Origin of the sequence: Sphingomonas sp. DC1600-2 (assembly GCF_049897605.1) — a bacterium.
Classification (GTDB): domain Bacteria; phylum Pseudomonadota; class Alphaproteobacteria; order Sphingomonadales; family Sphingomonadaceae; genus Sphingomonas.
Genome location: NZ_JAFCWO010000005.1, coordinates 53,305 through 65,839 on the forward strand (window position 1 = coordinate 53,305; position 12,535 = coordinate 65,839).

Here is a 12,535-nt window from a genome sequence, read left to right on the forward strand (position 1 = left end):
TCGGTGGACCCCGGGACACGCCCGGGGTGACGCTGCGATCAGAGGTCGCGCACGACCTCCAGAAACGCGCGGATCTTGGTCGTCTCCTTGATGCCCGGTGCGCTTTCCACGCCCGACGACACGTCGACCAAGGTCGCCTTGGTCACCGCCACCGCCTCGGCGACGTTCTGCGGATCGAGCCCGCCCGACAGCGCCCAGGGCAGCGGATGGCGGAAGCCGTCGAGCAAATGCCAGTCGAACCGCACGCCCATGCCGCCGGGCAGCGCCGCGCCGGGCGGGGTCTTGGCGTCGTACAGGATGCGATCGGCGACACCGCCAAAGGTCTCGGCCAGCGCCAGATCGGCGCGGGTGCGCACCGCCACCGCCGCCCAGATCTGCAGGCCGCTCCGCGCCTTGATCGCGGCGGCGCGGGCCGGGGGCGTATCGTGCAATTGCAGCACCTCGAGCTGTCCGGCGGCGATTGCCTGCTCGACCAGCGCATCGTCGGGGTTCACCATCACGCCGACGCGCGCGACATGGCCGGGCACCCGCGCGGCCAGTTGCGCCGCACGATCGCGCGAGAGATTGCGCGGGGAGGGCGCGAAGAACACAAAGCCGACATGGCTCGCCCCACCGGCAATCGCCGCGTCGAGCGTCTCGGGCGTCGATAGCCCGCAAATCTTGGCAGTGGTCATTATGCGTCCTAGGTGCCCCGGCGGTGTCGCGAGGCGGGCGTGCTCAGAGTGTCCCGGCAATCTCGCGTGCGGCAAGGTCGGGGTCTTCGGCCTGGGTGATCGGGCGACCGATCACCAGGATCGACGCACCGGCATTCACCGCCGCGCGGGGGGTGACGACGCGCTTCTGGTCGCCGACGACACCGCCCGCCGGGCGCACGCCGGGGACGACGAAGAAGCCCTTGGGCCACAGCTTGTGCGCGGCGGCGACTTCCTCGCCCGAGCAGACCACGCCATCGACGCCCGCATCGCGCGCCAATTCGGTCATCCGCAGCACTTGTTCGTGCGGGTCGCCCGAACAGCCGATCGATTTCAAATCGGCCCCGTCGAGGCTGGTCAGCGTCGTCACCGCGACCACCTTGGTGCCGAGCGGGGCGGCGGCCTTGGCATCCTCCAGCATCGCGCGGCCCCCGGCGGCGTGGACGGTCAGGATCGCCGGGTCGAGCCCGCGCAGCGCCATGATCGCCTTGGCGACGGTGTTGGGAATGTCGTGCAGCTTGAGGTCGAGGAAGATCGGCAGGCCGAGTTCTGCCATGTCGCGCACGCCGCTGCGCCCATTGGCCATGAAGAATTCGAGGCCGAGCTTGATGCCGCCGACATGATGGCGGACCTTGCTCGCCAGCGCGCGCGCCTTGTCCAGCTGGGGCGTGTCGAGCGCGACGAACAGACGGTTGCTCATGCCGCGTGCTCCGATGTCGGGGCCGCGACAAGGTCGGGCGCTTGCACCGGGGCGGGCGGCGGGGCCATCGCGGCGCGCAGGTCGGCCAGCGTGCGCTCGGCGGTGGCGAGCCGGTTGCGCAAGCGCCAGCGCAGTGTCGAATGCCATGCCAGGGTCGGCAACAGCCCGGCGAGAAAGGTCAGCAACAGCAGCAGCGGCAAGTTGATCAGCACCTCGACCCCGCCCCACAATTGGACGGTGACGCTGGTCCAGTTTTCCAGCGTGAAGATCGCCGCGATGAAGGCGATGAGGCACCAGAAGAGGATTTTCAGAAATTGCATGGCGCGAGGTTAGTGCGATCGCGTCACGATTGCCAGCCTGCTTGGTGCCGTTCCTCCCCTCCCTGGAAGGGAGGGGGCGGGGGTGGGTCGGCTGTGGCAGGGGGCGCGCTCAATTTACGGGCCAACCCACCCCCAACCCCTCCCTTCCAGGGAGAGGAGAAAATAAACTGCTACCCGATTTCGCGGCGCAGCGTTTCGAACAGGCCGGGGACGGCGGTCAGTTTGGGTTCCTCCTCGTCGAGGATGGCGAGGAACAGTGCGCGCTTGATCGCGGCGGTGCGGCCGGGTTTGAGCGTGCGGGCGGGGTCGAGCGCGGACAGCACGATGTCGATCAGGCGTTCCGCACCGTGCAGACGCCCCCACAGATAATCATTCTCGCGATACGCGCGGCTGAAGAATGCGCCAAAACTGTTGAGCTGGATGCCCTTCAGCGTCGCCTCCGCACCACCGCTGCGAATGCCGGTGGCATCGTCCGGGCAAATGCGATCGACCTTGATCGGGTCGAACTCGTCGAGGCCTTCGCCTTGCAGCAGCGGCAGCGTGGCGACGTCGAAATAGGGGAAGCCAAGATAGCTCAGCAGGATCGGCCGCTTGATCTCGCGGCCGAGCCCGGAAAAAGCTGCGGCAAGGCGTTCCTCGGTGCGCAGGTCGAGCGCGGTCAGGTCCATCGCCGCGCCGAGCTTGTCGAGCAACGGCCCGGCATTGCCGCGCAGCAGCCGCACGTCCTTGCCCAATGCGAGATAGCGTTCGGTGCGCTTGCACTCGAGATAGTCGGCCAGGCTCATATAGATCGCCTCGCGGATCGGATCGAGCTCGGCGTCGGGTTGGTCGCCTTCGAGATCGGTGATGCGTCGCGCGAGCAGGCGCAGCCGACGCAGGCGAAAACCAAGATCGAAGGTGCGCAGGAAGCCGATCGTGGTCGCGCTCGCCCCGCCCGAAAAGCTCGGCTGCATGTCGTCGAAACCGCGTGCGCTGACCGCATCGGCAATGTGGCGACGAATGCCGCGCCAGCGCTGCGGGCCGGGCTCGCCGCCCGCGTGATGCAGCAGATCGGTAATCGTCTCGACCACGCCGTTGATCTTGAGGTGGCCATAAGCGGCATAACCATAGCCCGCGCTTTTGGCCGCCGCAGTTTGCGCGCGCTGACGCCATGCCGCGAGCCGCGCGGGCGTCGGCGAATCGAGGAACAGCGTGTAGCCGAACAGCGCCTCGACCTGCTTTTCCACCTCGGGCCGGATCGCCGAGATGATCGCGCGCATCCGCTCGATCCTCCCTGAGCGTTCGGCGATTTCCTCGAGATTGTCGCGAATCGGCTGTTGGCGCGGCAGCTCCGAAATCGCGCCGATGATCGTCTGGAAAAAGCCGGGGGCACCCGCCTTGGTCGCGCCGAAGCCGAAACCGCCGCGTGGATGCGGATCGATATAGACGAAGCGCCGGTCCACCTGCCGCCGCGCCGGACGCTCGCGCAGTGCCTCGATCGCCGGGCGAAACGGCGCGTTGTTGAGCACGGAGCCATCGATCAGCACCGCATTATCGGCGGCATTGGCGGCGGCCTGGCGCGGCAGAATGCGGGTGAGGAAGGTGGCGCGGTTGATCCACGGCACCTTGCGCGCCTCCAGCACGCGGTCGAGCTCGCCGACCATGAAGGGCGGGAAGGCCCCCGGAAAGCTGGAAGTGGCGCGCGCGGCGAAGGCGAGTTCGGCGGGGTGTGCCAGCGTTTCGGAGGCCATGCCGTGGTCGGTGAAGGGCACGACCACGCGGTGTTCGGTCTCGAGCACTTCGGGCGGCGAGTTGAGCCGCAGCCGTTCGGGGTGACCGCGAAAATCGGTGACGGTGACGAACAGGTCGAGCGGTTGGCCATCGGGCAGCAGCCGCGGTTCGCGCGGTGCGGCGGCCATCGCGTCGAGCGCATCGAGGATCAGCCCGGTGAAGCGTTCTCCGCCGAACGGTGGCTCGAACCAGCGCGAGCGCACGAAATGCGACAGTTTCGCGCGGACTTCGTCGCGGGCAGCGGGCTCGACCGTGGCGTCGATGCCATCGGTGCTGCGCCGTGCCGCCATCCACGCCAGCGGCAGCGCCCAGATCTTGGTCATCGGGTGGGCCGGGGCCTGCTTTTCATCGACCAGCGCCTCGATATCGGCGGAATCGAGCCACAAATCGGTCAGCGGCTCCAGGCTCTGCCCGGCGCTGATCGCCTGTGCCAGGAACACGCCGTTGATGCCGCCCGCGCTGGCCCCGGCGATGATGTCGACCAGCACGCGCAGCCGCAGCCCGGTCTCGGCCTCGATTTCCTCAAGCAGCGTGCGATACACGCCCTCGCTGCCGCCGACGGGCGGGGTTCCGGCGTGGAAACCGTGGCTGGCGCGCGCCAGCCGCCAGATCTCCTTCGTGATGCCGTGCATGTACACCGCCAGGCTGATGCCACCATAGCAGACGAGCGCGAGGCGGAGTTCCTTTTCGCGCATTACAGCGGCTCCAGTATCGCCCAGATCGGCAAATGGTCCGACGCGCGCCGCGCCAGCGCGCTGTCATGCACGCCGCAGCCAAGCACGCGAAAGCCGCGCGTCATGATCCGGTCGAGCCGCCCGACCGGGCGGCGCGCGTGGAAGCTCGGGCCGGTCGGTACGCTCGGATAGTCGTGTCCGAAATCGTGCAGGCAGCCGCCGCGCGCGGTCCATTCGTTGAGGTCGCCCATCAGCACCGTCGGCAGCGGGGCGGGGCAGGCGTCGATGTGGGCGAGGATCGCGCGCGCCTGCCGCCTGCGCCACAGGCCAGACAGATCGAGGTGCATCCCGAGCACGCGGATCGTGCCGGTGTCGATCGCAACATCCGCCCGGATCGCGCCGCGCGGTTCGAGCGCGGGCAAATGCAGCGACGTGGCCGCGCGCACTGCGCTCCCTTTGCGCACCAGCATCGCATTGCCGTGCCATCCCATGCTCGCACCCTCATGCCCGAAGGAAACGGCGTGCCACGCGGAATGATCCTCGATCAGGGCGTGCGGGATCACTTGCGCTTTGGTGCCGAAGCGGCGGTCGGCCTCCTGCAGCGCGATCACGTCGCCATCGATCTCGCGCAGCACATCCAGAATACGGCGCGGATCGCGGCGGCGATCCAGCCCGATGCCCTTGTGCATGTTGTAGCTGACGACCTTGATCATCGCGCGCGCGCGCCGGATCGAGCGGCCACACGCGACCGCCGCCTGCAGCGACAGGTCACGGTGACAAAACCGGGGTCGTTAGCAACGATCACCGACCCCGGTTAGGGATTTCGCGCGCATTGGGAAAGGGGAACTAGCTGACCCGTGTCTGCCAGCCGCCGCCCAGTGCACGAAACAGGTCGATTTGCGCATCGGCGATGCGGGCGTCGGCGGCGGCCACATCGGCATCGGCATCGGCAAAGGTGCGTTCGGCGTCGAGCACTTCGAGGAAGTCGATCGTCCCTTCGCGTTGGCGGGCGCGGGTGATGCGGGCGGCGGTCTCGGCATTGTCGCGCGCCGATTGCAGTTGCGCGCGCCGGTCGAGCTCGCGGGCATAAGTCGACAGCGCGGTTTCGGTTTCCTCAAGCGCAGTGAGCACGCTGCCATCGAAGCTCGCGAGCGCGCCGCGCGTGTCGGCCTGCGCACCTGCGATCTTTGCGCGGGCGGCGGACTGGTTGAGCGACCAGTTGAGCAAGGGGCCGACCAGCCAGCGCACCGGACCGCCGGTGAACAGGTCGTCCAGCGAAGGCCCCGTCACCCCGCCCGATCCGCCGAGCGTGATATGCGGGTACAGGTCGGCGGTCGCCACCCCGATCCGCGCGGTCGCGGCGGCCAGGCGGCGTTCGGCGGCGCGCACGTCGGGGCGGCGCGCGAGGAGCCCGGCCCCGTCACCGACCGGGATCGGCTGGTCGAGCCGCGGTGTGGTGGTGCGGGCACTTGCCGCAGCGGGCAACTCCTGCGGGGTGCGGCCCGTGAGCGTTGCGAGGCGGAACAAGGCGGCCTGCCGCTCGGCGATGATCGCGGGCACGAGCGCGGCGCGCTGGTCGCGCAGCGTCGCGATGCGGACATAATCGAACTTGGTCGCGCGCCCGGCGTCGACACGCTTGCCGGTCAGTTCGGCGGATTTGCTCAGCAAGGCAACGATGCGTTCGGCCACCGCCTGCCGTTCGGCAGCAGCGGCGGCGTCGACATAGGCGCGGGTGGTGGCCGCGACGATTGCCACGCGCACCGCATCGGCATCGGCGGCAGAAGCCGCGACATCGCCGCGTGCCGCCTCGATATTGCGGCGGACACGACCGGCGAGATCGACTTCATAGGAGACGTCCAACCCCGTATCGAACACCGCCGCTTCGCGGTTGCTGCCGGGCAGGCGCTGCGATTGCGGCAAACGGCCATAGGTGCCGCTCGCGCCTGCGGTTACCTGCGGCAAGCGGTCGGCCCGCGCGCCGCGCAGCGACGCCTTGGCCGCATCGAGCCGCGCCACCGCGACGCGCAGATCGGTATTGGCGGCAAGCGCATCGGCGACCAGCGCATCGAGCGCCGGATCGCGGTACATCCGCCACCAATTCTGGTCTGCGGGCGTGGTGACGGTCGCCGTATTGGCGGTGACGAACGGCGCGGTGGCGCTTGGTGGCGCGATCGGTGCGACATAGTTGGGCCCGACGGCGCAAGCGGAGAGCGCGAGCGCGGAGAGGCTGGTGAGGAGGGCGGCTTTCATGATCGTTCCTATTCGGCTGGCTGCAGCGCGTGGGGCGCGACGGGGCCATATGGCTCGACGGGGGCGGGGCGGCGGCGCTCGAGCCGCTTCGCCAGCGCCCGCGCGACGACGTAGAAGGTAGGGGTGAAGAGCAAGCCGAAGCCGGTGACGCCGATCATCCCGAAGAACACCGCCGTGCCGAGCGCCTGGCGCAGTTCGGCACCGGCACCTTCGGCAATCACCAGCGGCACGGCGCCGAGGATGAAGGCGAAGCTGGTCATCAGGATCGGGCGCAACCGGTCCCGCGCCGCCCGCACCGCCGCCTCGACCGGCGACAGGCCATCCTGCTCCTCGGCCTGCTTGGCGAATTCGACCACGAGGATCGCATTCTTGGCGGCAAGCGCGATCAGCACGACGAGCCCGATCTGCGTGAGGACGTTATTGTCCATGCCGCGCAGGTTCACCCCGGTCATCGCCGCCAACAGGCACATCGGCACGATCAGGATGATCGCAAGCGGCAGCGTCAGGCTCTCATATTGCGCGGCGAGCACCAGGAAGACGAACAGCACTGCCATGGCGAAGACGAGGCCAGCCGTGCTGCCCGCCGATTTCTGCTGGAAAGCGATGCCGGTCCACTCATGCGCATAGCCGGTCGGCAAGGTGCTATCGGCCAGCTTCTCCATCGCAACCAGCGACTGGCCCGAGGAATAGCCCCTGGCGGTGTCGCCATCGACCTCGACTGCCGGGAACAGATTGTAGCGCACGACGCGATACGGCCCGGTCTTGTCACGGAAGGTCGAGACCGATCCGATCGGCACCATCTGCCCGGTGTTCGAGCGCGTCTTCAGATTGGCAATGTCGGCGGTGGTGTTGCGGAACGGTGCATCGGCCTGCGCAGTGACGCGATAAGTGCGCCCGAGCAGGTTGAAATCATTGACGAAGGCCGAGCCGAGATAGACCTGCAACGCCTCGAACACGCGTTCGGGCGGTACGCCCAGCAGATTGGCCTTGGTGCGATCGACATCGGCGAAGATGCGCGGGGTGGCGGTATCGAAGAAGGTATAGACCTGGGCAAGGCCCTTGGTCTGGTTGGCCTGTCCGATCAGGCCATACGCGGTCTTGCCCATTTCGGGATAGCCATGCCCCTGCAGGTCCTGCACCATCATGCGATAGCCACCGGCCGAGCCGATCCCCTGGATCAGCGGGGGCGGGACGATCAGCAAACGCGCTTCGTTGATGTCGGCGGTGGCTTTCTGTGCTTCGGCCATGATCCCGGCGAAGGTGACGCCGAGTTTCTGGCGCTCCTCGAAGCTTTTGAGCGGGATATAGGCAGCGGCGCTGTTGGGGGCGAGCGTTTGCGACGGGCCATCGAACCCGGCGAGCATGACCGCGCCCTTGACGCCTGCGAGCGGCAGGATGCGCTTGGCGACCTTCTGCATCACCGCATCGGTACGCTCGACCGAGGAGCCGGGCGGTAACTGGATGACGGTCAGGAAGTAGCCCTGATCCTGCGCGGGGACGAAGCCCGAGGGGGTGACGGTGAAGACGAAGGCGGTGAGCGCGATCAGCGCGCCATAGGCCAGCATCATCTTGCGCGGCGCGGTGACGAGACGGTGGGTGAGAGTGCCATAAGCGACGCTCATCCGTTCGAAGGTGCGGTTGAAGGCGTCGCCTGCGCGGCGGACGAAGCGCGTGATGCGGCCACCCGAATCCGCCGAGGCGTGCGGCTTGAGCAGCATCGCCGCGAGTGCTGGCGACAGTGTGAGCGAGAGCAGCAGCGAGATGATCGTCGCGGTCGAGATCGTCACCGCGAACTGGCGGTAGAAGGCACCCGACAGGCCGGTGAGGAACACGGTCGGGATGAACACCGCGCAGAGCACCAGCACGATCGCGACCAATGCGCCCGACACTTCGTCCATCGACTTGCGCGCCGCCTCCAATGGCGAGAGCCCGTGTTCGAGGTTGCGTTCGACATTCTCGACCACGACGATTGCGTCATCGACGACGATGCCGATCGCCAGCACCAGCCCGAACAGCGAGAGGTTGTTGAGCGAATAGCCGACGGCCGCCAGCACCGCGAAGGTGCCGATCAGCGAGACCGGGATTGCCACGATCGGGATGATCGCCGCGCGCCATTTCTGCAGGAACACGAGGATGACGAGGACGACGAGGATCATCGCCTCGATCAGCGTGTGCTTCACCGCGTCGATCGACTGCGCGATGAACTCGGTCGGATTGTAGATGACGCGGTAAGCGAGGCCCTTGGGGAATTTCTTCGACATCGCCTCCATCTCGGCCGACACGGCTTGCGCGGCGGCGAGCGCGTTGGAACCGGGACGCTGGAACACCGCGGCGATGACGGTTGGCTTGCCGCTGATATAGGTGTTGGCACCATAATCCTGCGCGCCGAGTTCGACGCGGGCAACGTCCGATACCTTGACCTGGCGGCCGTCCTTGTCAGTGCGGATCACCACATCGGCGAATTGCTTTGGGTCGGTCAGGCGGCCTTGCGTCTCGACGTTGAGCTGGAAGGCGTTGCCGGTGGCATAAGGCGGCTGGCCGAGCGTACCGGCGGCGACCTGGACGTTCTGCGCGCGCAAGGCGGCGACGATTTCGCCTGCCGTCAGATCGAGCGCAGCGGCGCGGCCGGGGTCGATCCAGATGCGCATCGAATAATCGCGCGCGCCGAACAATTGCACGTCACCGACGCCGTCGATGCGGCTGAGGCGATCGCGCACCTGCGTCAGCGCGTAATTGGAGATGTAGCCGCGATCGAGCGAGTTGTCGGGCGAGACGAGGTTGACGACCATCAGGAAGTCGGGGCTGGTTTTCCGCGTGACGACGCCGAGGCGCTGCACGTCCTCCGGCAAGCGCGGCACCGCGACCGCGACGCGGTTCTGCACCAGCACCTGCGCTGCATCGAGGTTGGTGCCGATCTTGAAGGTGACGGTGATCGTCAATTTGCCGTCGCCGGTCGATTGCGACGACTGGTACAGCATGTTGTCGACGCCGTTGATTTCCTGCTCGATCGGCGCGGCGACGGTTTCCGCGACCGTCTCGGCCGAGGCACCGGGATAGACCGCGCTGACGGTGACGGTCGGCGGCACGATGTCGGGATATTGCGACACCGGCAGGCCGAGATAGGCGATCAGCCCGACGATGGTGATGACCACCGCGATGACCCCGGCGAAGATCGGCCGGGTGATGAAGAAGCGCGAGAAGCGCATGGTGCATGTTCCTAAACGGCGGCCACACCCCATCCCACCCCGGCGAACGCCGGGGCCCAGGCGAGGAACGGCAGTGATGAATCGGTCTGCTATTCGGCTGGGGTCGTTTTCAAACCGCGCCCCCGACCCGTTCGGGCTGAGCTTGTCGAAGCCTTCCTCTCCACGGGAGCGGGCGTCCGCTTGGAGAGGTGCCCTTCGACAGGCTCAGGGCGAACGGGGAAGGGTGCGTGTGTTGGAAACGATCCTCGCAATCTTCTTAATGCCCGGACAAAGTCGCTTCGCCCGCGATCGGCTGTGCGGTGGGTGCTGCCGTATCCGCCGACGCCACGATCTTGCCGACGGTGGGCGCGACCTTGGCACCGGGCATCGCCATTTGCGTACCCTTGATGATGATCCGGTCGTTCGGGCCAACCCCGGAGCGGATCACCCGCATCCCGTCGACCACTGCGCCCAGCGTCACCGGCTTGGGCGTGACGACATTGTTGGCGTCCACCGTCAGCAGGATTTTCCGCGCCTGGTCGGTCTGCACCGCATCGTCGGGGACGAGCAAAGCAGGCTTGGTCCCGGCACTGGCGAGCCGCATGTTGCCGAACATGCCCGGCGTCAGGAACAACCCCGGATTGGGCAGCACCGCGCGGCCGCGGATCGTGCCCGAATGCGTGTCGAGGCCGTTATCGGTAAAGTCGAGCTTGCCCTTCCAGCGGTGGCTGGTCTCATCCTGCAACTGGATTTCCACTGCGGGCGCGGCGGCACCTGGTTGGCGGTTGCGCTGCGTCTTGAGGAACAACGCCTCCGACCCGTCGAAGGTGAAGTAGATCGGGTCGAGCGCGTTGATCGTCGTCAGCACCGTGCCTCCGGTGCCTTCGCCGCCCGCGACCTGGTTGCCCGGGTCAACCCGGCGATCGGAGATGCGCCCGCCGATCGGCGCGCGGATCTGGGTAAAGGACATGTCGAGCGCGCGGGCGCGGACGCGGGCTTGTGCCGCCGCCAGCGCCGCTTGCGCCGCCTGGAGTTTGCCGCGCAGCGCATCGATTTCCCCGGCGGAAACCGCATCATCGGCAATCAGCCGCGTTGCACGCCCAAGATCGTTGCGCGCCAGCACCAGCGCGCTCTGTGCACTAGCCTCATTGGCGCGTGCCTCAGCCAACGCGGCGGCAAAGGGGCGGGAGTCGATCGTGAACAGCAACTGGCCCTGCTTCACGACTTCGCCATCGCGGAAGTGGACGCCGGTTACTTCGCCCGCCACGCGCGGTCGCACTTCGACGGTCCGGCTTGGGGCAAAGCGGCCGACATAATCGTCCCATTCGCTGATCTCGCGCACCAGCGGGGTGGCGATGGTGACGGGCGCGGGCGGCGGCGCGGCGGCGACCGCATCGGAATGATCGAACAGCTTCACGCCGATCACACCGGCAATGGCGATCGGCACGATGATGGCGGTGCGTTTCTGCCAGCGAGTCCACCGCTTTACAGGCGGATGCGACGCGTCGGGAACGACATTTTGGGTGGTATCGATGGGGGCAATCATATTCATGCGGCGATCCTCTGGTCGGTCCGGCCGACGCGCATGCCCGTCACGCTGGTGACGAGCGTTTCCATCTGCGCTTCGCTGAAGCCGACGGAATGGAAATGATGGATTTCGGACATGGGCAGCGCGAACCCGCGATGGCGGGCCAGCACCGCCGCGCGGCGTAACGCTTCCAGTTTGGGGTCGGCCAGCCGGGAGGACGGGCCCCGCCCGAACAGGCTACCCAGCGCACGCGACATGCGGCCGGGTTCGGTCAGGCTGGCGAGGGTGTCGCGCTGCGCAAGGGCGATGACGCTCCATTCGAGTGCGGAGAAGCCCTCCTGCGGGGTCGTCGCGGCATCGTCGGTCGACGTGGTGACGGGGCCAGCGAACATTGAATCGATATCCAGATAAGCCATGAAAAATCCCCCTTTTGGGTCTTTGGCAATCCTGTGGGCGAACAGCCCCGAGCGGGAACGAGCGGTCGTCCCGGCAAAACTGTCTTCAAGCGTGCAAAACCTGGGCAGCAAGCGCGCGGCGCTCCTGTCGACCAGCTAAAAAAAGTGGAACGCCAGTCGGTCGAACCGCTGACGGATCAATCAGATGAGTGCGACGGACATTGGCGGAGACCCTTTTTCCGACACCGGCTCCACATTAGGCCCCGGTTTGAATACCATTCGGTATATAAAGCGGTTGTGCAGTGCGTCAACCGCTTTCTGTACCGGTCGGAATATTTATTCCGGTCCTTACTGTGTCGGCCAGACCGCCATGCTGGTTTCGACCAGTTGCGACAGTTCTTCGCAGGTGGCGCCCGACCCCCCTTGAATCGCCAGACCCTGGAGGATCGCGAACAAATAGCGCGTCAGCGCGGCCGGGGTCATTCCGTCGGGCAATTCGCCCGCCGCCTGGGCCTGTTCGAAGCGCGCGATCAGGGCGGCTTCCGAAGAGGCCCGGCGCTTGACGACTTCGGCCTTGATCGGTTCGGCCTCGGCTCCGCAGGTGGCCGAACTGATGACTCCGAGGCAGCCCTTGGGGTCGCACGTACTCATCTGAATTTCGAGCGCTCCGCGAAACAGCCGCTCGGCCACGCCACGCGCGGTCGGCGCTTCGAGTGCCGACTTCATATAGGCCAGCTTTTCGCGCTCGTAGAGGTCGAGTGCCTTGTGAAACAACGCTTCCTTGTTGCCGAACGCCGCATAGAGGCTGGGCTTGGTGATGCCCATCGCGCTGGTCAATTCGGTCATCGACGCGGCTTCATAGCCATTGCGCCAGAACACCAGCAACGCCGCCGCCAACGCTTCGTCGAGGTCGAATTCGCGCGGGCGGCCTTTCGTGGCTGGGAGGGAACAAACGCTATTCATACCGAGCGGTATATAGGCCGCTGTCGCCAAAGGTCCAGTGTCGTGATTGTCCGAGGCA

Annotated in this window: 10 protein-coding genes; all 10 read right to left on the minus strand. The window is 66.9% G+C overall.

Annotated features, from left to right (window positions below; genetic code table 11):
• Positions 1 to 38 precede the first annotated feature (38 nt).
• Positions 39 to 674: a phosphoribosylanthranilate isomerase gene (locus tag ACP7BL_RS11705; protein WP_405052985.1), complete on the minus strand. Its 636-nt coding sequence runs from the start codon at positions 672 to 674 to the stop codon at positions 39 to 41.
• A gap of 43 nt (positions 675 to 717) precedes the next feature.
• Positions 718 to 1,392: an orotidine-5'-phosphate decarboxylase gene (gene pyrF, locus ACP7BL_RS11710; RefSeq protein ID WP_426258397.1), complete on the minus strand. Its 675-nt coding sequence runs from the start codon at positions 1,390 to 1,392 to the stop codon at positions 718 to 720.
• Entirely contained in the window at positions 1,389 to 1,712 is a 324-nt protein-coding gene (locus ACP7BL_RS11715) for a hypothetical protein (protein ID WP_341203665.1), read from the minus strand. The genes pyrF and ACP7BL_RS11715 overlap by 4 nt, the downstream gene beginning before the upstream one ends.
• Before the next feature lie 170 nt (positions 1,713 to 1,882).
• A complete protein-coding gene (locus ACP7BL_RS11720) occupies positions 1,883 to 4,177 on the minus strand; it encodes a patatin-like protein (protein WP_426258398.1) in 2,295 nt (764 codons plus the stop codon).
• Entirely contained in the window at positions 4,177 to 4,869 is a 693-nt protein-coding gene (locus ACP7BL_RS11725) for an endonuclease/exonuclease/phosphatase family protein (RefSeq protein WP_340054485.1), read from the minus strand. The genes ACP7BL_RS11720 and ACP7BL_RS11725 overlap by 1 nt, the downstream gene beginning before the upstream one ends.
• A 133-nt stretch (positions 4,870 to 5,002) precedes the next feature.
• Positions 5,003 to 6,406, minus strand: coding sequence for an efflux transporter outer membrane subunit (locus tag ACP7BL_RS11730; protein ID WP_426258399.1), 1,404 nt, complete (start codon positions 6,404 to 6,406; stop codon positions 5,003 to 5,005).
• An 8-nt stretch (positions 6,407 to 6,414) separates the two neighbouring features.
• Positions 6,415 to 9,612 carry an efflux RND transporter permease subunit gene (locus tag ACP7BL_RS11735; protein ID WP_426258400.1) on the minus strand — a complete coding sequence of 1,066 codons (3,198 nt, stop codon included), beginning with the start codon at positions 9,610 to 9,612 and terminating at the stop codon, positions 6,415 to 6,417.
• Between the two features lie 256 nt (positions 9,613 to 9,868).
• Positions 9,869 to 11,143, minus strand: a complete 1,275-nt coding sequence (locus ACP7BL_RS11740) for an efflux RND transporter periplasmic adaptor subunit (protein WP_426258401.1) — start codon at positions 11,141 to 11,143, stop codon at positions 9,869 to 9,871.
• Positions 11,140 to 11,535, minus strand: coding sequence for a hypothetical protein (locus ACP7BL_RS11745; RefSeq protein WP_033967064.1), 396 nt, complete (start codon positions 11,533 to 11,535; stop codon positions 11,140 to 11,142). The genes ACP7BL_RS11740 and ACP7BL_RS11745 overlap by 4 nt, the downstream gene beginning before the upstream one ends.
• Before the next feature lie 327 nt (positions 11,536 to 11,862).
• On the minus strand, positions 11,863 to 12,477 hold the full coding sequence (locus ACP7BL_RS11750) for a TetR/AcrR family transcriptional regulator (RefSeq protein ID WP_033967062.1): 615 nt from the start codon (positions 12,475 to 12,477) through the stop codon (positions 11,863 to 11,865).
• Between the last annotated feature and the right edge of the window lie 58 nt (positions 12,478 to 12,535).

Coding starts and splice junctions, on each gene's coding strand:
- ACP7BL_RS11705 (WP_405052985.1), bottom strand. CDS start 674: ATGACCACTGCCAAGATTTGCGGGCTATCGACGCCCGAGACGCTCGAC.
- pyrF (WP_426258397.1), bottom strand. CDS start 1,392: ATGAGCAACCGTCTGTTCGTCGCGCTCGACACGCCCCAGCTGGACAAG.
- ACP7BL_RS11715 (WP_341203665.1), bottom strand. CDS start 1,712: ATGCAATTTCTGAAAATCCTCTTCTGGTGCCTCATCGCCTTCATCGCG.
- ACP7BL_RS11720 (WP_426258398.1), bottom strand. CDS start 4,177: ATGCGCGAAAAGGAACTCCGCCTCGCGCTCGTCTGCTATGGTGGCATC.
- ACP7BL_RS11725 (WP_340054485.1), bottom strand. CDS start 4,869: ATGATCAAGGTCGTCAGCTACAACATGCACAAGGGCATCGGGCTGGAT.
- ACP7BL_RS11730 (WP_426258399.1), bottom strand. CDS start 6,406: ATGAAAGCCGCCCTCCTCACCAGCCTCTCCGCGCTCGCGCTCTCCGCT.
- ACP7BL_RS11735 (WP_426258400.1), bottom strand. CDS start 9,612: ATGCGCTTCTCGCGCTTCTTCATCACCCGGCCGATCTTCGCCGGGGTC.
- ACP7BL_RS11740 (WP_426258401.1), bottom strand. CDS start 11,143: ATGAATATGATTGCCCCCATCGATACCACCCAAAATGTCGTTCCCGAC.
- ACP7BL_RS11745 (WP_033967064.1), bottom strand. CDS start 11,535: ATGGCTTATCTGGATATCGATTCAATGTTCGCTGGCCCCGTCACCACG.
- ACP7BL_RS11750 (WP_033967062.1), bottom strand. CDS start 12,477: ATGAATAGCGTTTGTTCCCTCCCAGCCACGAAAGGCCGCCCGCGCGAA.